This window comes from Mesorhizobium sp. CAU 1741, from assembly GCF_039839275.1.
In the GTDB taxonomy this organism is placed as follows: domain Bacteria; phylum Pseudomonadota; class Alphaproteobacteria; order Rhizobiales; family Rhizobiaceae; genus Aerobium.
Window position 1 is genome coordinate 73,808 of record NZ_JBDOQP010000006.1, and the last position, 20,009, is coordinate 93,816.

The 20,009-nt window shown below is 61.5% G+C and carries 16 protein-coding genes; 2 read left to right on the forward strand and 14 right to left on the reverse strand.

What is annotated here, in order from left to right; genetic code table 11:
* Positions 1 to 3: 3 nt before the first annotated feature.
* The 9 genes from AAFN84_RS21270 to AAFN84_RS21310 form a co-directional block, all read right to left on the reverse strand.
* The gene (locus AAFN84_RS21270; RefSeq protein ID WP_347516715.1) at positions 4 to 1,167 is read right to left on the reverse strand and encodes an acyl-CoA dehydrogenase family protein; all 1,164 of its coding nucleotides are present in this window, start codon (positions 1,165 to 1,167) and stop codon (positions 4 to 6) included.
* 36 nt (positions 1,168 to 1,203) lie between these two features.
* Positions 1,204 to 2,100: an enoyl-CoA hydratase gene (locus AAFN84_RS21275; protein WP_347516716.1), complete on the reverse strand. Its 897-nt coding sequence runs from the start codon at positions 2,098 to 2,100 to the stop codon at positions 1,204 to 1,206.
* 84 nt (positions 2,101 to 2,184) lie between these two features.
* Complete coding sequence (locus AAFN84_RS21280; protein WP_347516930.1) at positions 2,185 to 3,132, reverse strand: aldo/keto reductase; 948 nt, start codon at positions 3,130 to 3,132, stop codon at positions 2,185 to 2,187.
* Positions 3,133 to 3,154: 22 nt separating this feature from the next.
* Positions 3,155 to 4,861, reverse strand: coding sequence for a GMC family oxidoreductase N-terminal domain-containing protein (locus AAFN84_RS21285; protein WP_347516717.1), 1,707 nt, complete (start codon positions 4,859 to 4,861; stop codon positions 3,155 to 3,157).
* Positions 4,862 to 4,865: 4 nt separating this feature from the next.
* Positions 4,866 to 5,582, reverse strand: coding sequence for an ABC transporter ATP-binding protein (locus AAFN84_RS21290; RefSeq protein WP_347516718.1), 717 nt, complete (start codon positions 5,580 to 5,582; stop codon positions 4,866 to 4,868).
* A complete protein-coding gene (locus tag AAFN84_RS21295) occupies positions 5,575 to 7,374 on the reverse strand; it encodes an ATP-binding cassette domain-containing protein (protein WP_347516719.1) in 1,800 nt (599 codons plus the stop codon). The genes AAFN84_RS21290 and AAFN84_RS21295 overlap by 8 nt, the downstream gene beginning before the upstream one ends.
* A gap of 1 nt (position 7,375) precedes the next feature.
* The gene (locus AAFN84_RS21300; RefSeq protein ID WP_347516720.1) at positions 7,376 to 8,254 is read right to left on the reverse strand and encodes a branched-chain amino acid ABC transporter permease; all 879 of its coding nucleotides are present in this window, start codon (positions 8,252 to 8,254) and stop codon (positions 7,376 to 7,378) included.
* Between the two features lie 87 nt (positions 8,255 to 8,341).
* On the reverse strand, positions 8,342 to 9,160 hold the full coding sequence (locus AAFN84_RS21305; protein WP_347516721.1) for a sugar phosphate isomerase/epimerase family protein: 819 nt from the start codon (positions 9,158 to 9,160) through the stop codon (positions 8,342 to 8,344).
* An 81-nt stretch (positions 9,161 to 9,241) separates the two neighbouring features.
* Entirely contained in the window at positions 9,242 to 10,423 is a 1,182-nt protein-coding gene (locus AAFN84_RS21310) for a multidrug effflux MFS transporter (RefSeq protein ID WP_347516722.1), read from the reverse strand.
* A gap of 855 nt (positions 10,424 to 11,278) precedes the next feature.
* Here AAFN84_RS21310 and AAFN84_RS21315 point away from each other — a divergent pair.
* Positions 11,279 to 12,091, forward strand: coding sequence for a serine hydrolase (locus AAFN84_RS21315; RefSeq protein ID WP_347516723.1), 813 nt, complete (start codon positions 11,279 to 11,281; stop codon positions 12,089 to 12,091).
* Positions 12,092 to 12,111: 20 nt separating this feature from the next.
* Here AAFN84_RS21315 and AAFN84_RS21320 read toward each other — a convergent pair whose 3' ends face one another.
* The 3 genes from AAFN84_RS21320 to AAFN84_RS21330 all read right to left on the reverse strand — a co-directional run bounded on the left by AAFN84_RS21320 (position 12,112) and on the right by AAFN84_RS21330 (position 16,408).
* Positions 12,112 to 13,251 (reverse strand): DSD1 family PLP-dependent enzyme, encoded by a 1,140-nt coding sequence (locus tag AAFN84_RS21320; RefSeq protein WP_347516724.1) that lies wholly within the window; start codon positions 13,249 to 13,251, stop codon positions 12,112 to 12,114.
* 54 nt (positions 13,252 to 13,305) lie between these two features.
* Positions 13,306 to 14,868 carry a D-aminopeptidase gene (locus AAFN84_RS21325; protein WP_347516725.1) on the reverse strand — a complete coding sequence of 521 codons (1,563 nt, stop codon included), beginning with the start codon at positions 14,866 to 14,868 and terminating at the stop codon, positions 13,306 to 13,308.
* Positions 14,869 to 14,980: 112 nt separating this feature from the next.
* Entirely contained in the window at positions 14,981 to 16,408 is a 1,428-nt protein-coding gene (locus AAFN84_RS21330; protein WP_347516726.1) for a D-aminoacylase, read from the reverse strand.
* Between the two features lie 167 nt (positions 16,409 to 16,575).
* Between AAFN84_RS21330 and AAFN84_RS21335 the strand changes: the two genes are divergently transcribed.
* On the forward strand, positions 16,576 to 17,469 hold the full coding sequence (locus tag AAFN84_RS21335; protein WP_347516727.1) for a LysR family transcriptional regulator: 894 nt from the start codon (positions 16,576 to 16,578) through the stop codon (positions 17,467 to 17,469).
* A gap of 3 nt (positions 17,470 to 17,472) precedes the next feature.
* On the opposite strand, the gene AAFN84_RS21340 is transcribed toward AAFN84_RS21335, so the two are convergent.
* Entirely contained in the window at positions 17,473 to 19,116 is a 1,644-nt protein-coding gene (locus AAFN84_RS21340) for an ABC transporter ATP-binding protein (protein WP_347516728.1), read from the reverse strand.
* Positions 19,113 to 20,003 (reverse strand): ABC transporter permease, encoded by an 891-nt coding sequence (locus AAFN84_RS21345; protein ID WP_347516729.1) that lies wholly within the window; start codon positions 20,001 to 20,003, stop codon positions 19,113 to 19,115. Before AAFN84_RS21345 ends, AAFN84_RS21340 begins: the two co-directional genes overlap by 4 nt.
* Positions 20,004 to 20,009: the final 6 nt, after the last annotated feature.

Here is a 20,009-nt window from a genome sequence, read left to right on the forward strand (position 1 = left end):
GTCTCAAGCCCGCGGCAAGCCGAGCAGACGCTCGGCGATGATGTTGCGCTGGATCTCGTTGGAGCCTGCATAGATCGGCCCGGCCAATGAGAAGAAATAGCCGTCCAGCCATTTCCCGACGTCGCCCGCCGCAGGTGCTGACCGAAGCAGCTCGGCCCGTGCACCAAGGATCGCGAGCGCAGTCTTGTGCAGCACGATATCCATCTCAGACCAGAAGATCTTATTGGTGCTTGCTTCTGCGCCGATGTGACCGCCCGCGCGCAGGCGCGAGGCGGTGCTATAGATCGACAGCGCGTAGGCGTCCGCGTCCATTGCGCAGCGCACTACCGCGTCGCGCACACCGGGCTCTATCTCCGCCTCGTGCGCTTTGTAGAGCTCGACCAGCTTTCGCGCCGCTACCTGGAATCGCGCCGGCGAGCGTAGCATCAGCCCGCGCTCGAAACCGGCGGTAGCCATGCAGATCGACCAGCCCTCGCCCTCCGGGCCAAGCCTGTTGAACGCGGGCACACGCACGTCCTCGAGGAAAATTTCAGCAAAGCCGGTTTCGCCGTCTATCTGCGCAATGGCTTGCGTGCGTACGCCTGGCGCATCGAGCTTGAAGAAAATCAGCGACAGCCCCTTGTGGCGCTGAGAACCGGGGTCGGTGCGGAAGAGACCGAAAGCCCAGTCGGCAAAAACGGCCCGTGACGACCAGATTTTGTGCCCCTTGAGCACATAGTCGTTGCCATCGCGCGTCGCGGTCGATTTGACCGCCGCCAGGTCGCTACCGGCCTGGGGTTCCGACCAGGCCTGCGCCCAGATTTCGTCGCCGGACGCCATCGCGGTTAGAAAGCGGGACCTCTGCTCGTCGGTGCCGTATTCCATCAGCGTCGGCCCGAGCAGGAATATGCCGTTCTGGTTGACGCGCAACGGCGCACCGGCGCGGTAATACTCTTCCTCGAAGATCAGCCATTGAATGAGGTCGAGACCGCGGCCGCCGTAGCTCTCGGGCCAAGTCACCATGCCCCAGCGCCCTTCGCTCAGCGTACGCTCCCACTCGCGGTGCGCCTCGAAACCCTCGCGGCTGGCGTCGAAGGACGTCAGGGGAGCCTTGGGCACATGCTGCTCCATCCAGGAGCGCACCTCCTGCCTGAACCGCTTCTGCTCGTCTGTATAGGTTAAGTCCACGCTGTTGCGATCCTGTACCTGCTGGGCTGCTGCGCGTTAACTCGAGCCCGCCTGCTTTTTGTTGGCCGCCGCCATGCTCTTGGCGTCCAGACCGCCCAGCCTGTCGCCGGTGGTCAGGTCGTTCTGGGCATGGGCGAAGTGGTGCATGTGATAGTGGGCATCCATGGCTGTGCGCTTGCCGCGCAGATCCTCGACATTGTTGATCGCCTGCTTGCCGAGCCAAAGGCCGAGCCGGGGAAAGCCGGCAAGCTTAGTGGCCATGTCGCGGCCGGCCTTTTCTAACCCGTCGCGCGCGACAATCTGGTTCACCATGCCGAAGTCATGGGCACGCTGCGCCGGCATACGCTCGCCCAAAAGCAAGAATTCCTTGGCAATACGGGTGGGAAGCTCGAAACCGTGCGCAAAATATTCCACGCCCGGTATACCCATCCGGATGACCGGGTCCTGAAAGAAGGCGTCCTCCGTGGCGACGATAAAGTCGCACACCCATGCCAACATCAATCCGCCGGCAACGCATGCACCCTGGACAAGCGCGATGGTAGGCTTCGGGATCTCGCGCCAGCGGCGGCACATGCCAAGATAGACCTCGTGCTCGCGGGTATAGAGCAGTTCGGCACCGGGTTTGTTTGTGTGGTCGGCCCACATGAGGCGTCGCTCGAAGCTCTTGTCGACGTCACGGCCCGGCGTGCCAATGTCGTGACCAGCGGAAAAATGCTTGCCCGCGCCGCGCAGGATGATGACCTTCACGGCGTCGTCGCCGACGGCGCGCTGGAAAGCGTCGTCGAGCGCATAGGTCATCTGCGAGTTCTGGGCGTTGTTGTAGGTGGGGCGGTTCATCGTCACCCATGCGATGGCGCCCTCGCTCTCATAGAGAACGGGGGTCTCGGTTTCGTAGGTGATGTCTGCCTTGCGGGGTTCAACGAGGTCGTTCATAGCCTTCCCTTTCGCACTTGCAGCAATATTGCCGCACGCCCGTGCGGCAATCGTCCAAAGAGACTAATGGCTGGCGGAGCGGACTCAGGCCGCCAGGATCTGATCGATTTCCGAGAGCTCCGGCGGGGTCAGCGTCCATTCGCCCGCGCTTGCGTTGGCGCGCACCTGCTCCACCCGGGTCGCACCTGCGATGACGCTCGTGACGAGCGGCTGCGCCAGCAGCCAAGAAAATGCGAGCTCGAGGAGGGTTCGCCCGCGCGCCTCGCAGAACGTGATAAGCTTTTCCACGACGTCGAGGCGCTCGTCGGTCAGGCCTCCCGCGAAATAGGACATGCTCATGCGCGTGCCCTCCGGCAGGTCGTGACCTTTGCGGTATTTGCCCGTCAGCAGACCGGAGGCAAGCGGGAAATAGGGCAGCAGTGTCATGCGTGTCGCCTCCAGCGCCGGGAACAGCGACTGTTCCGGCTCGCGGGCGAGGAGGTTGTATTCTACCTGTGTGGAGAGAAGTCGCTCCAGCCCCTGCGTGAGGGCGGTCCAGCTCGCGTCCACGAGCTGCCAGGCTGGCATGTTGGAGCAACCGATGTAGCGCACCTTGCCCTGTCGCACGAGATCATCCAGGGCACGCAGCGTCTCCTCGACGGGCGTATTGGGATCAGGGAAGTGATATTGGTAAAGATCGATCCAGTCGGTGTTGAGCCTGCGCAAGCTGTCCTCCACCGCCGTCATGATGTAGCCGCGCGAGGCGTTGCGGCGGGTACTCAGCGCCCTGTTCAGCGGCGAGGAAAATTTCGTGGCAAGAACGATCTCCTTGCGACGCGTGCCCAGAACCTCGCCCAGCACCTTCTCGGAACCGCTGTCGGTGCCGTAGGAATCGGACGTGTCGAAGAGCGTGATGCCGGCATCGATTGCGTTGTGAACCACATTGCTTGCACCCTTGAGGTCGAGCGACTTCACCATGCCGCCAAAATTGTTGCAGCCGAGGCCGATGACCGAAACCTCAAGTCCCGATCGACCTAGAAAGCGCTTCTCCATGACAATCTCCATCATTGAAATATCAGCCCGCCCGGATCAGATCGGCGGCCTTTTCCGCAATCATGATCGTGGGAGCATAGGTGTTGCCATTGACGAGAACCGGCATCACGGACGCGTCTGCGACGTGAAGGCGCGAGATGCCGTTGACCCTTAGCTGCGGATCGACGACCGCGCGCGGATCGGAGCCCATGCGGCATGTACCGGCGGCATGATAGTGCGTCGCGGCCGTCGCTCGGATGTCGGCGGTGATCTCAGCGTTTGTTGCCGTTGGCTTCGCCGGCTGCAATTCGCGGCCCAGGACACGACCGAGCGGGCCAGCGCGGACCATGTCCTGCACCCGTTTTGCCGCGCGCGCGAGGATGCGGATGTCGCGCGGATCGGAAAAGTAGTTGGGCGAGATCTCCGCGTGCATCAGCGGATCACCGGACTTCAGCCTCACCTCGCCACGGCTAAAGGGTGAACCGTGATTGAGCAGCAGCGTGAAGCCATGCTCCTGCGGCAGAATGCCGAGCAGTCCCGGCTTGCGACGGATCACCAGAGCCGGCGCCATGCACACCTGCACCTCGCTCGAGGGATCGCCGGGCTCGGCGTGGAAATAACCTGACGTGGGAAACAACCCGCGCGACAGAACACCGGTGCGGCGAAGGATATATTGCAGCCCAGCGCGCGCCGCTCCAAGCGGGCGTATGTGGGAATATGCGCTGACCGGAGCCGTCGTGGCGTACATCATTCGGTACATCGGATGATTTTGTAGGTTGCGCCCGACGTCGGGGCTGTCTACCGCGACGGCGATGCCATGCGCCCGCAGATGATCGGCGTCGCCGATTCCCGAGAGCATCAGGAGTTGCGGTGAATTGACCGCCCCGCCGCACAGGACAACGCCGCGCGATGCCATCAAGCGCTGCCGCGCACCGTCTTGCATGAACTCCACGCCGCGCGCCTCGCCCGCCTCGATGATCACCCGCGTAACCGTGGCGCGGGTGAGCACGGTGATGTTGCCACGTCGCAAGGCTGGGCGCAGGTATGCCACCGAGGTGCTGGAGCGCAATCCCCCGCCGATGGTGAGGTCGACGTGTCCGAACGCCTCGGGAAGGTCCGCATTGAGATCGTCAGCAATCAAGAAGCCGGATGCGGCCGCAGACTGAAGATACAGATCGCATACCGGGGCTGTACCCCGCCCCCGGCTGACCTGAAGCGGACCGCCGCCGCCGTGCAGCGCGCTTGCTCCGCGCTCGTTGGTTTCGGACTTGCGGAAGTAGGGCAGCACGTCTTCGTACCCCCATCCGTCCGCGCCTTCGCGCTCCCACCGATCGTAGTCTGCGCGATGGCCACGCATGTACATCATGCCATTGATCGAGCCCGAGCCGCCGATCACCTTGCCCTGCGCCCAGTAGAGGGTACGGCCGCCAAGCTGTGGCACCGGCTCGGACTGATAAGCCCAGTTGTAGCGCGGGTCGGTGCCGGTGGCGACGTTGGCGCCGGGGATGCGCATGATTAGCGCCCCGTCGCCTCCCCCCGCTTCCAGCAAAGCGATGCGCAGTTCGCGGTCCTCGGAAAGCCTGGACGCAACGACGCAACCGGCCGCGCCCGCACCTACCACCACAAAGTCGAACCCGCACGCGCTCATCCGCCGGCTGCGCATATTGATCGCCTCGCCCAGCAGCAGCCCGCGCTCGTATTGCAGACCCCGCTTGAGCCGGGAGCATGAGAACCCGGTTTGCCGACGCATAGTGTCATTTCGCGACGGCGCTCTCGCGAGCCGATGCGGCAAGCCGTGCCTCGAGTTCAGAAGCCGGACAGGTAAACTTTACCTGTCCACGTTCCACGATCAGTGCGCGGTCGGCGTAAGGGACCGTCACCGACAGATGCTGTTCGACCACGACGACGGCCGTGCCGCTCTCCGCCCATTTGCGTAGGAAGGCGAGAATTGTGGGCAAAAGCGCCTGCGCCAGGCCCATTGACGGCTCGTCGCACAGAAGCACCTTGGGCTGTGCGATGAACGCTTGACCCAGCGCCAGCATCTGCTGCTGGCCGCCGGAAAGATCGCGCGCATACTGTCTGTGCTTTTCCTTCAGAATCGGGAAGACCGCATAGATTTCCTCAACCGACAGGGCAAAGCCGGCGCGGTCGCCAGAGCGACGAGCCGCAACGCCCATGCGAAGGTTGTCATAGACACTGAGTTCAGGAAAAACCCGGTGGCCATCGAGCACCAACCGCAGGCCCGACTTTGCGATTACCTCTGGGGCGAGGCCCTGAAGCGGCCGACCCTCAAGCAGCACCTCGCCGCCGGTGGGCTTGTTGAACCCGGCTATGGCACCCATCAGGGTCGATTTGCCTGCGCCGTTTTCGCCGCCGATCAAGAGGATTTCGCCTGGCTTTGCCTCAAGCGAAACGCCCTCGATAACCGGGACGCTGCCATAGCCCGCGTAAAGATTCCTGACCTCAAGCATGGCGGCCTCCGATGAACATGTGCTGTACGGCAGGGTCAGTGGCCATATTGGCCGGATCGCCGGACGCAACCACCCTTCCCTGCTCCATCACGGTAATGCGATCCGCAATCCCCCATACGAGGTCCAGATCGTGCTCGACCAAGATGACCGTCTTGTGCATGCGACGCGACAAGAAGCGGATCAGCTTGGCAAAGTTTTCGCGTTCGCTTGACGACAATCCCGCAGCTGGTTCGTCGAAGAGCACAACGGTTGCCTCCTTGAGAAGCGCGCGCATAACCTCGACCAAACGGCGCTGGCCATGCGACAGCAGTTCGGCGCTGTCGTTGTCGAACTCTGACTCCAGCGCGCTCGCAAGCCGAAGGATCTCCGGCGTGGGCTGAACAGTGCGCGCATCAAGGCCGAGCTTCAGGTTTTCCCACAATGAGAACTGCGGGAAGATACGCGGCGTCTGGAAGGTGCGCCCCAACATCGATGCAATCCGGTCCGCCGGCATTCGTGTGCAGTTGCGTCCGTTAATCATGAACGACCCTTCGTTGAGGCGCGACAGCCCGGAAAGGATGTTCAGCAGGCTGGTCTTGCCGGAGCCGTTGGCCCCAATGAGGCCATGGATTTCGCCCTTGCGTATTTTGAGATCGACATTGTCGACGGCCACAACAGCGCCGAAGCGCTTCGTCCCGCCCTTGACCTCGACCACAACTTCATCCGACGGCTTCCGCTCCTGTGCGCCTTCAAGCCCCTCAAGAAAGGAGTCGACCCGGAAAGCCTGCTCGCCGCGACCCGCCACACCACGCTTGACGCGCCAACGCTCGATCGAACCTACGATGCCGTCTGGGAAGAGCATGATCGCCGCCAGCGTCAGCACACCGTACATGAGCAGGCGGTACTCCACGAATTGCGCGAGAGCGATGTTGGGCAGGATGAAGACGATCCAGATCCCGATGATTGGTCCGAGCATCTGCCCGCGCCCTCCAACCACGACTGCGAAAAAGAAGACGAATGAGAGCTCTACATTGAAGCCCTGCGGGCTCACATAGCCGGTGGCAGGCAAATAGAGGATGCCGCAGATGCCTGTGCCGATGGCTGCAATGATGAAGGCTGTAAACCGCATGAGACCCGGCTTGATCCCGAGCGTGCGGGCCGCCTCCGGGCTGGCGGCGGCAACGCGCATTTGTCGGCCGAGCCGCGAGCGACGCAGCAGGTAGTGGATTGCAAGCGCCGCCATCGGCCATAGCGTCACGAGAAGCGTCAGCGTTGAGAAGCCAAGGAACTGCTCGAAATGTGCCCATGGAAGTTGGACCGAAATGCCGTTGATGCCATTGGTCCACCGGTCGAGTGACATGAGCAATTGCGGAAAGACGATCGCGGCTGAAAGCGTGACGAAGCCGAGATGGAAATACTGCACCCTCAGCGCCGGCAGGGCGAAAAGCAGTCCGCCGAGGACGGCTGCGCCAAGGCCAAGCAGCGATGCGACGGCAAACGGCAGTCCATGCAGGCCAAAGGCGATAGCGGTGACGTATGCGCCGATTCCGAGAATTACACCCTGTCCGAACGATTTCTGTCCCGCATCCACGAACAGGAAGTTTTGGAACACTGCAGCTGCGATATAGATATTCACGAGGTGGAATGTGTGCACCCAGTAGGAATTGCCGATCAAACTCGGTGCGAGGCCCGTCACGGCGATGAGCGCGATCCCTATCCACAGTTGCGGCAGGTCGGAGCTGAAGCGAGGCTTGGCACTGTGCTCGCCTGCCGCGACACCGGTGCGAGCGTGCATCGTGTTGGAAACGTTCATGTCAAACCTGCCTTGCCGAAGTGCGCCCGAACAGACCTTGGGGACGGACCATAAGAATGGTCACAAGGATCAGCAGCGAAGCCATGTCCTGGTAGGCGCCGCCGATCTGGTACGCGGTCAGCATCATCACCACGCCAACCAGCGGGCCGCCGATAAGCGTTCCCAGATTGCTGCCCAGACCGCCAACAACCACCGCGACGAACCCGTTGAGCACGTAACGCAGCGCGGCGTCCGGGCTGATGGCGATCACCGGCGCGACGAGAAAGCCCGCTGTTCCGACGATGAGGCCTGAGATCGCGAAGGATACGAGCTGAAGTCGGCGCACGGGTAGTCCGGCAGCGCGCGCCGCGTCGAAATCCTGCGACAGCGCGCTGATTGCAAGGCCGACGAAAGTCCGCGTCATGAACAGGCGCAGCGCGATAAACCAGAACACCATCGCGCCAATTGCCAGCGCATAGGCGCCCGGCGTCCTTACGCCAAGGATGCGGAAGGGCGGGACCACACTTTGCACGGAATAGGCAAACGGTCCTTGCGTGATGAGCATGAGCGCGCCGAGGATCACCGACACTGCCACGGTCGAGATGATCCACGAATCCTGCTCGACCGAGGAGCGCAGGGGTATCAGAGTGATCCAGCCCTGGAACGCGGAGAACAGCGCGATTAGACTGCCCGCAGCCAGCAGCATCAGCAGCCACCAGCCCAGTCCAACCCCATTGGCGAGGAAGAAGGCGAAGAAGCCGCCCATGATGAGCAGATTGCCTTGCGCGAAGTTGAGAATACGCGTGGCCCCGAACGTCACGTTGAAGCTCATGGCGATCAGGGCGAAGATCGACCCGATCGCAATGCCCCGCACGGCGATGATGAATATCTCGCTAAGCATGCTTCCTCCCGGTTGCGCGGCTGCCCATCCCTCTGCGCCATCTCGTCCAATGGCTTCGCTGGCGTTTGCCTGCATCGGCTGAACAGACTATTGCCCGTCCGCCAGCCCGTCCCTGGCCTGCGCCACAAGCTCTCTCACGCCTGCGATAGATTTGATCGCCGCCGCCTCGACATCCATCGTGGCTTGCTCCTGCGAAATTATCTCCACGCTGACCGGCGCGGTTGTACCCGTAGCGGCCACTGAGGAAAGAAAGGCCTTGAGGTCAAATACACCCGTTCCGCATGGCCTGCGGTACAGCGTATCTTGGGCGAGTGACCCGCGAATTTCCGCGTCGGCGTCGTTGATCTGGATGTCCAGTATGCGCTCTCCGGGCAGTTGCGTTATCTGCGACAGTGACACGCGCCCGCGAAACACATGCCACGAATCGATCACAAGACCGGCGTTGGCAGAGGCTCCGACGATCTCCATGGCCGCGTCCACGTCTGCCGCGTCGCTCCACGGAACGATCTCCAGCGCGACGGACATGCCATGGTCCATTGCCCGTGCGCTCAGTTGACGAAAACGAGTTTTCATCGTCGTGCGTGGCACGCCCCGCCCGGCAAAATCCGATCCGACGTTGAGCGTCGAAGCGCCGAATGCGCGCGCTGCCTGGTAGGCGGTCGCTTCGTCATCGCGCGCTTGCCCGGCAGCCTCACCCTCGAGAAACCAGTCGAGCAGGAACTCGACCGACATGCACTGCAGTCCATGCTGTTCCAGCACAGCAGCGAGATAGGCGTCCTCATGCCCTTGTGCGCGCAGTGCGCGATAATCGCGCAGGTGAAGGCAAAGACCGTCATAGCCGGCATTTGCACAGGCGGCCGCGCGCGACTGGAAGCCGTGCCGTGTGGGCAAAGGGCTGCCCGGCATGACCCCGCTGATCGTGTGAGAACTACATATTATTGACGGCTTCCAGCCCATCCGTCCTCCCAGATGCACCGTGCCCGCTCTTCACGCCTCAGCGCTGGCATGAAGCCTCCACCACATGCGATATGAAATCGCCGCGAGCGCCGCCATCACGAGATTGACGATTACCAGCCCGATCGACGGATTTGCAAACGGCGTGATAGCTATGGAGCCCAGCAGTCCCGTCGCCATTGTGGCGAATCCCGTCAGCGCCGATGCCGAGCCAGCTTTGTCGGGAAATGGCGCAAGGCTTGCCGTGTACATGCCCGGCAGCACGAACGCGTTGGAAAACAGCATCCCCCCGATGGACACGGCGACCCCTGCGAGGCTCGGAGGGAAGAGCGCCAGCGAGAGCGCAAGTGCGGTGGTACTGACGACAAGACCACTGACCCCGAAGCGGGCAAGCCTGAAGGCGTCCCATCGCGGCGCTGCGATACGCATGCCGAACGCGCCAAACACGTAGCCACCGGACACGCCCAGCATAAGCAACCCGAATGCGGTGGCGCTGTATCCCAATTGGCCGATCACGATGAACGACAACACTGTCGACTGAGCATAGAACGTCGCGACAGCGCTGGCGACGGTGAGCGTGGACCAGACATAATAGGGATTGCGGACGATGCTCGCATAATCGCCAATCACTCCGCCGATCCCACTCGCGCCAGCGCGCGGGTGCCGGGTCTCGCGCAGCAGAAGCTGAACCAGCAGCAGACTGGTGACGCCGAGCAGCACCATGATGATCAACGGCGCGCGCCAGCCAGCGGCCAGCATCGCCAGCCCGCCAATCGCTGGCGCAATGGCCGGGCCGGCCCCAAGGAGAATATTGGTCAAATTCAGCACGCGCGCGGAGCTCTCGCCGGTAAATAGATCGCGTACGATGGCGCGGCCGACCACCATTCCTGCTGCCGCGCCCACGCCTTGGACGAACCGGAAAAGCGTGAACAGCTCGATGCTAAGCGTGAGTAGGGCGCCGACAGAGCCAGCGAGATAGAGCGACACGAAGGCCATCGTCACCGGCTTGCGGCCGAACCGGTCGGCAAGCGGACCGCTGACGAGCTGAGCACCGGCAAAGCCTGCGAAGTATACCGAGAGAGTGAATTTGACGGCTGCGTCGTTGGCCGCGAACGCGTCGACGAGTTCCGGCATCGCCGGGGTGTACAGGGCGAGTGACAGCGGCCCCAGCCCGCCGACCAGTGCAGCCAGCCACATTGTTCTGCGCTCGCTCATCACGGGCTTCGGCATGGATGGCATCGGGTGATCGCTCCGGCGAGAGCCTCAGCCATCCCACGCGCCTTTGCGAGCGCCATCGTCTATTGAGATTAGACTGCAGAAAAGCGTGATCCCACATCGGAAGCCGAGGGATCGGCCTCGGATCTCTCCAGCCTGAGGTGGCCTGACACGTTAAGGTTGGGCGGACCGTGTCTTGAGGAACGACGTCGCCGGTTGGTGGAAGTGCCAATTCCCGTGGGCGGCTCCAGCCTATGCAGCCATCCAGCGGAAGTCCTGTTCTTCGATCCACATCCGATGAAGGGTGACCGCCATTCTTCTGGCAGACGCTACCTTGGCGCGTAGAGCACCCTGGTGATCGGCAAGCTTCATTGCCCAAGCTTCCATGCTCGACCAGCGGGTTGCCGGCGCCCAGAGTATGGCAGCGGGTGCGCATCGTTTTCTCTGCCTGATTGTCACGACCTCCAGGACATTCTGCAAAACAGCTCTGATGCCGGCTAGCCGTCGCCAGCCTGTGGATCAGGTTTGGCAGGCTTGGATGGCGTCCGCGTGCGACCTGTCGCTCTACACCGACAAGTTCAGCCCGCTTCCTGACGTTTGACCACGCTATCATGGCAACAACCCGGCGATGCGGGCAATCCAAAAACGCTATCGCCGGCCGAAATAAATTGCGTTTCCAGTACCCTGGAGTTGCCCTAGGCTCAGGCTCCTCGTCGTGAGGCGCCGTCACTAAGGCTTGGGAAAGAAATGTTCTTCAAACAAACCGATACCCTGTCCGAAATGGGCCTTACTTGTGTCTCAACGTTCCTCGAAACATTTGCGGATTGTGGACTGAGAGACGACAATTTTGGCCTGGTGGTCGTCAGACAACCAGCCGAAGGTGCCGAGGCGGAGGGGTTTTCCTGGCGGGGCGACTGGGTCTGCTACCCATGCAGCGTGGTGAAATCCTTCCATCTTGTGCATGCGCTCCATGCGCTCGACGCTGGCTTGCTCATACCTCATGAAGATCTCGACCGGGCCATGCGTGACATGATCCTGTGGTCGTCAAATACGGCCACCAATTATGTGATCGACCTTCTGACCGGGACCACCGGCGACACGCTGCTCGACGGCGAGGAGCTGAAGAGCTGGATCGACAAGCGTGAAGGCCTGAACCGTTTCTTCTACGATCTCGGATGGTCCGAATATGCCGGATGCAACATTTCCCAGAAGTTGATGAGCGACATCCGCTATGGCCGCGAAGCCACCTACGCATCGCTTGATGGCGGCTATCTGAATGCGCTGACGCCGCTGGCGTCGGCCCGCCTGCTGCATGAACTTTTCGACGGCGATCTGCCTCTCTCCGACGCGGCCCGCCAACGCGCGCAACGGATAATGTTTCGGGATCGCAACTCGCCTGAGGCCAAGATGCCCAAGTTTCAGGTCGACAATTACCTCGGAGGGGCAGTGCCGGAAGACTGGTCGCTATGGAGCAAGAGCGGCTGGAACCCCTGGTCCGGCGATGAACGGACCTCCTACTTCAAGCACGATCTCGCCAGAATCCAGAAGCCGGGTGAGCCTGCGCTGACGATCGCGCTGATGACGAAGGGCAAGACTCTTTGCGAGGACCATCCCGAGATGTTTCCTCAGATGGGGCAGATCATAGTTTCATCATTCGCATCGCATTAGACGGCCACGATCCAAGGCCGTCAGAACAGCTTTCCACGCGCCGTAACGGGCCATAGCGCCTCTACGCGTTCGCCCCTAATGGTGACATACCAGTCGTGCAGGTTGCAGGTGGGGTCGCAGTGCCCCGGGACGAGCCGCACCCAGTCGCCAAGGTCGAGGACATGATCCGGATCATCGAGCACTCCGTGCTCGTCCGATGCCCGCAGATAGCTCACTCCCGGCCTATCGACACGCGGCAGTCCGCTGTCGACGGCAATCGCCTTAAGGCCGGCATCGCAGACCGGCCTGCCGGCAATCGCGGTGCTCATCACACCGGCAAAGACAAACAGGGAGTTCTCCATTCCGCCCGGCCTTCCGCCACCTTCTTCCTCCACGCGGTCGTAGTGGGCATCCATGAAGATGTATGATCCGCATTGAAGCTCGTTGATGACCCCAAGGGAGGCGTCCATCGCGAACGAGCCCGTGCCGGCGCCGCCGACCGTGCGGCATTCGATCCCGGCGACGGCGAGCATTTCGACGACGGCACGAGTAGCCTGCGCGGCGGACGTAGCCTGCCGTCGTCGCTCAACGGGATCCTCAATGTGCTGGAGACTTCCCTGATAGGCTTGGAGCCCTTCGAAGCGAAGCGACGGCGCCTTTTCCACCGCCCGAGCCAGCTCGACCGCGGCGGCTCCCGGCTCGACGCCGCAACGATGGGCACCGCAGTCAATTTCGACGAGGACCTCAAGCGTGCTGCCGTGGCGCTGAGCGGCTTCGTTCAATTCATGGACAGAGCGGATGTCGTCGCTGCAGACGATGATCCGCGCCGTTGCAGCCAGCCGGGCAAGCCGGTCGATACGCGCCTCACCCCACACCTCATTGGAAACGAGAATATCTCTCACGCCAGCGCGGACGAGTGCCTCCGCCTCCGAAACCTTCTGGCAACAGATGCCGCATGCGCCGCCTTCGGAAATCTGCAGCAGGGCGATATCGGCTGATTTGTGGGTCTTGGCATGGGCGCGCAGTCGCAAGCCCGTGCGCTCGATGAAGTCGCGCATGCGCCGCAAGTTGCGTTCAAAGTGGTCGAGGTCGACGATCAAGGCAGGTGTTACCACCTCGTCGATCCGCTGGCCGAGGCGGGCCGGAATGTCATAACCGACTTCAAATGCATCAAGGTCCATTGGCTGGCAGCTTTCGATGGGGGTTGGAAATGGCGGTCGGTGAAGCGCAGCGCATCACGCGACCTTGTGATAGCGCAGCCCGCGAGCGAGCCAACAACCCAGCACGCATCCCGTCACGGCTCCGGCAGTTCCCCGCCTGACGCTCAGCGTCCAGTCTCCCGGGGCAGGAGCGTCCAGCGTCCGGCGTGTTGCCACCGTCCACATGTCGGGACCGGCGGGGCGAACCAGCTCCATTGGCCCAGCGCCGAGGAATCCTTCAAAACGCGCGTAAACGCCACCGTCCGCCGCCTCGATGACCATGGCCGCGCCAAGCTCATCGCATACATACCGTCCCGCGATTTCACCCGCATCAGCCGTCTCGACACTTTCGAGCGGTTCAAGATGGCATACGAGGTTCTCGTTTTTCCGCAACATCCTCAGCGCCGGCCCGCGTCGTACTACCACAACCCCCGGGCCGTGAAGGCTTCCGTCCGATGCCGGCAGCAGCCTTTCCACGCTGCTGGAAAAGTTCAGGAACGCTCCTGTTTCACCGGCATCGATACGGCAGAGTAGTCCTGTCTCTGAACACATCCATCGTCCGCGCCAGCTTTCGTCTGCCGCGGTTGTCCGGGGCTCGGGCAGCCCGAGCGCGGCCCTGGCGAGACGGAGAGCGGCTTGCTGCGCGTCTGCTTCGTGGTTGAAAGCCACGAATACGGAAAGGCGCCTGGAAGCTATATGCAGCCGGTATGCACTGAAGCCCCGTAGCGCACCGCCGTGTCCGGTTGTGTCCATATCCTCGAGCTTGCCGCGCGCCACACCATAACCGTAGGCTGCCGGCGTGCCGTCCTTGAACGTTACCGGGCGCGTCATCCGTGCGTAGAGCGAGCCTTCGTCGTCGCGGTGCCGGTCGATCCAGCTTTCGTAGGCCAGCATGTCAGTCAGGGACGCCGAAATCCCGGCATCACCAGTCCAGTAGATGCCATTTACGGCAGGATAGAATCCGCACACCGCATTGCCTTCGTATCCGATGACCTCGTCTACCGGAAAACGCGTGTCGGGCGCCGCGACGGCTGTTTCCATTCCGGCCGGTCCCCAGATCAGGTCACGGTAGTGCGCCTCCAACGGGGAGCCAGTTTCCGCCTCGACCAGTTCCGCGAGCAGCCGGTAGTTCCCGTTCGAATAGGAATAGCGCGTTCCGGGCGCGAAGTGTCCGCTCTCCATCCCCTCAAACAGCCGGATGGCGTCGTCGCGGCTGAAAGTATGGCCGGCGGAGGCCCCCAGCAGCACGGATAGCGCCCAATAGTCCCTTAGCCCCGACTGGTTGTGGCACAGTTCCGCCACGGACGGCAGGGGTTCCTTGAACCGAGGCAGCAGCCGGCCCAAGCCGCCTTCGAGCTCATCCAAACTTGCAAGCCGGGCGAGCAGAACGCCGCAGGTAAACTGTTTGGAGATGGAGCATATAGGCAGCCGGGTGCTGGCCAACATCTGCCGATGCCAGGCCAGATCGGCGTAGCCCCAGGCTCTCGCGGTAATGACCTCGCCATCGCTCACGACGCCTGCAACACCGCCCGGCCCAGGATATTCGAGCGGCAGCGCCTCAATGGCGCGTTCAAGTTTGACGGTGTGCGGTTTGATCATGATTCACGAACGGACGTGAAGATCCGTCAAGCTTAGGCGTCGGAAGGGCGCCATCGCAACACATCGCGGATATTTGCACTCATAGATTTGACTTTTGTTCCTCCACCATCCGCTAGGCCAGAACATGGCCAGGCCTTGAATTCGAGACTTGCCCATCCTTCCATACCGCGGTGCCGTTCACATAGACCGAAACGATGCCCTCGGCGGGGCGAACGGGCGTGTCATAAGTCGCCCTCTCGTGGATCGTTGCTGGATCGAACACCACGATGTCGGCGAAGTTGCCCACGCGAAGCCTGCCCCGCTCCTTCAGCCCAAAACGGTCAGCGGTAAGCGAGGTCATGCGTCGTACGCCCTCTTCCAGCGAGAACAGGCCGACGTCACGAGCATAATGGCCGAGCACCCTCGGGAAAGTACCCCAGACGCGCGGGTGGGGATGCGTGCCCCCCGCAATGCCGTCCGAACAGATCATCGTGTGCTCGAAGCGCAGTATTCTCTGCACGTCTTGCTCGTCCATGATGAAAAAGATGCCCGTTGCCGGGAGCAATCTTTCGACAGCCTCGTCGAGATTCACTCCCCATTCCCGTGCTACGTCGGCGAGGTCGCGACCGGCGTGTTCCGGAAACGGTTCGGATTCTGCGACGATGACGCGCTGTGCCTGGCGGTGGCGACCAGAATTCAGAATCGTGGAACTCGCAGTCCAGGGCGTGGTGTCCAGGCCAACATCCTGATGCTTCATCGCGGCGTTGATAATCGCCAACGTGCGCTCCGAGACGCCGAAGTTGGCCACCCCGGCGCATTTATGGTGCGAAATATGTACGCCACAGCAAGCAGTCCGACCAATCTCAAGAGTCTCTTCCAGCGCTTCGACGACGCGGTCGCCCTCATCGCGCATATGTGTCACGTAGAGCTTGGCATGCCGCTGGGCGACGCGCGCCATTTCGGTCAGCTCATGGGTCGAAGAGGCTCGCGCCGGAGCATAGAAGGGTCCCGTGGAGAGGCCTATGCCGCCTTGGCCCAGCGCCTTGTCGAGAGCGCGGCTCATTGCGCGCAGCTCGCCCTCGTCGGCCGGCCGTTCCAGATCTGCGACTTCGTTGACCCGCAGCGTCCCATGTCCGATCAGGCAGCCTGCGTTGACTGCTGGCGGCTCCGCGCGAAGGCGATCGCAATATTCGCCAAACGATCCGAACCGTGGTGCATTGATACCGAATAGCATTCGCAGCGGCTGCGGTAGCGGGTCGGGTGCCGTCAGAGGAGCAAGCGAAAAGCCGCAATTACCGTTGATAATCGTCGTTACCCCCTGGCTGACGACCGACGCCATGTCTGGATGGGTGAATACCGCGAGATCATTGTGGACATGTGGGTCGATAAAGCCGGGTGCCACCGCGAGCCCAGAGCAATCCTCCTCACGCCCGCCTTCCATTTCCGATAGGTCGCCAACGGCGGTAATACGATCATCGGTGATCGCGACGTCGCCCCGGCGTCTAGGGCCCCCGGTACCATCAATGATGTCGGCGTTTCGGAATATGATATCGACTTTCAACTGTTCGTCCTTTCGGCACAGGCCAACCAGCAGCCCTCCGGCCGCGGGAGCGTCTAGAGCTCCTTGGTTTCCAAGCACGAAAATATAGGCCGGATGGGCAAGCCGGATAACAGAATATGCTTTGCGATCTTATAGCATTATTCTATACAAGCGAGCTTATGAGAAGATTGACGCTCCAGCGCGTGCAGGTCTTTTGCGCGATCTACAAACACGGCTCGATCAACGTCGCGGCGCGGCACTTAGGCATTTCGCAGCCTACCGCCAGCCGGCATCTCCAAGATTTCGAGGCGGCTCTCAAGGTCGTCCTTTTCGAACGCCGGCAGGGTAAGCTTCATCCGACGCAGGAAGCACATTCGCTGTACGAAGAAAGCCGTATCCTCAACCACGGCATCTCCCGGCTTGAGCGGCATGTGGAATCCATGGCGCTGGGGATGGGTAAGCAGCTTTCGATCGCCACCGTCAGCCTTTACGGCCGGGAGCATGTCGCATACGCGGCCGAGCGCGTCCTAGCACGGTTTCCGGACCTGAACCTGAAGATCACTATCGGCCTCGCCGAGCAGCAGGTGGCGCTCATCCACGAGGGTCGTGTGGATCTTGGCTTCGTCTCTGGCGCTGTCGACACCCGAGATCTTCATTCGACCAATGTCGGACGCGGCAGACTGGTGGCGCTCGTGCCCGAGGAGTCGTCTTACGCTCAAGGCAATGTATTGGAGCTCGCCAAGCTCGATCCCGGCATCTCAATGATCAACATGTCGCCACGTGGGGCCGTCGGGCACATTGTAAATGAAGCTCTTGCAAGTCACGGCATCGTTTCAGATGAACGGATAGTCAGCCATTCGCTCGACGTTCTGCCGTTTCTGGCCAAGCAGTTCAACCGCATGACCATCGTCGACATCTTTACGGCGCGTTCCGTTATGGTTTCGGGAATGCGGATCGTACCGATAAGACCTGCCCTGACGTTCGATGTAAATATGCTGTCAAGCACTCGGGTCCGTAACGGGACGGTGGGATGGCATTTCTTCCGAAGCATGAAGCAGGCGCTTCAGAACGAGGAGGCGTGAAACCTAAAGCGGTCGGAAATTGCGAAAGTCCCAGCCACGGCCCGGAGCGGCTTCGATAAGCGCGCGGGTGTAAGGATCACGGGGCTGGACCAGCACAGATTCCGCGGAGCCATGCTCGACGACCCTCCCCTTGTTCATGACAATCACGCGATCGCAGATTTCGGCAGCGACGCGAAGATCGTGCGTGATAAACAGCAGCCCGACACCTGTCTCGATCCGAATGGTATCGAGAAGTTTAAGTATCCTTGCCTGAACGGAAACATCGAGGGCGGAAACGGCTTCATCCGCGACCAGAACCTCAGGCTTCATCATAAGCGCTCGTGCGATGCAGATGCGCTGGCGCTGTCCGCCCGAGAACTGGTGTGGAAAGCGGGCTAGAGCGGTAATCGGCATGTCAACCAGATCCATCAGCTCTTCGGCGCGCTGCAGCGCAGTGGATCGCGGTACACCGAAATTGGTGGGCCCCTCGATGATGGATTCGCCTACGCGAACACGAGGATTAAGCGAGCGGTAGGGATCCTGGAACACCATCTGGATGCGTCTGAACCGCTCGCGAAAAGCCTTGCCCCGGGGGCTCAAGAGCTCCTCCCCTGACAAAATGATTCGTCCGGCGCTCGGCGTCTCCAGGCCGATGATGCATCTTGCGAGAGTCGATTTTCCAGATCCAGACTGCCCAACCACTCCAAGGATTTCACCTCGGCGTAGCGTCAGGTCACAATCGACAGCTGCTTCGACGACCGTGGCGGGCCGCAGAAGGCGGCGCCGCACGAACGTCTTCGAAAGCCCCTCGATGGAGAGGACGACATCGCCGGTGACCTCGTCGCGTGATTGCGGCACCAGGCTGGGCACAGCGGATACTAGCATGCGCGTATAGGCATCGCGAGGAGTGCAAAGGATGGCATCGCGCGATCCTGTTTCCACCACCGCGCCATCGTTCATGACGACAACCTTGTCAGCTATGTCGACGACCACGCCGAAATCGTGTGTGATGAACAAGACGGCGGTGTTGAACTTTTGCTGGAGTTCGCGGATCAGTGCGAGGATTTGCTTTTGGGTACTTACGTCCAGCGCAGTCGTCGGCTCGTCAGCTATGAGCAGTTTCGGATTAAGGATCAGCGCCATGCAGATAACGACGCGCTGTCGCTGGCCACCGGAGAGCTGATGCGGATAGGAATCGAAAATCCGCTGCGGATCAGGCAGATGGACCGCTTCGAGCATAGCCAGAATTCGACGACGCCGCTCGCGGGCATCGTCACTGCAATGAATCTCCAGCACCTCCTCGATCTGCGCCCCGATGCGCTCGACTGGATTCAGCGCAGTCATCGGTTCCTGGAATATGAGCGACATGCGGGTCGCACGCAGCTCGCGCAGCCTTCGTGGGGTCGCGGTTAGGACATTTTCGCCCTCGAGCAATATCTCCCCCGCCGTGTTCTGAAGGCTTTCCCGATCCAACAGGCCCATGACCGAATAAGCAGTCAACGACTTGCCGGAACCAGATTCGCCAACCACACAGGTGATCTCGCCGGCTTTCACTTCGAGATCGACGTCGCGAAGCAACTGCTTGCCCCGATGGCCGGCCAGCGCCACGCACAAGCCTTTGATCTGGAGAACCGTAGAAGTCGGTTCGCCCTTCTCCACAGCGGTCATGTCCGTTTTTCCATTTTGGGATCGAGCCGGTCGCGAAGAACGTCGCCGAGGATATTGACGCTGAGAAGTGTTATTGCGAGCGCGAAACCAGGAAGAAGGATGAGGCCCGGCTTAAGCTGAAAATACATTCGCCCGTCCGCCATCATGTTTCCCCAGGAGGGTATTTCGCTCGGTAGACCGGCGCCGAGGAAACTCAACGTCGACTCCGTTAGAATAGCGGACGCGAAGACGAACGTGGCCTGGACCGTAAGGGGCGCCACGGTGCTCGGTATCAGATGGCGCCACAGGATACGTCCTACGGGACTCCCCAAGGTAACGGCGGCCTCGACATATGCCTCCGAGCGAACATTAAGAATGACCCCTCGCACGAGCCTGACGACACGGGGCACCTCAGGAACGATAATGGCCACGAGCACGGTTGTCAGCGATGCGCCGGTCAGCGCGATCAACGCAATTGCCAGGAGAATACCGGGAATAGCCATCAGACCATCCATCACTCGCATGACAACCATGTCGAAGGCACGAAAGTACCCGGCAAAGACACCGATGAGCAGTCCCAGAGCGACGCTGAAGAAGGTCACTCCTGCACCAACTGTGAGCGAAAGGCGTGACCCGTAGACGATGCGTGAAAAGGTATCGCGGCCCAGTGCGTCGGTTCCCAGCATATGCTCCGCCGTGGGCTCCATCAGGCGTTGCGCCGGCGCTATCGCGGTGGGGCTGTGAGGGGAGATTAACGGAGCAAGAAGCGCCATCGCCACCACGCACACCATCACGACGGCCGCCAGACAAGCCGGAATGCTGGCGAAGGCGGCGCCAAAGTTGCGTGCCCGCCCTGGCGAAACGGCTTCTTCATCATGCGTCGAGCCCGACACTGGTAATGGCGACATCTGGCA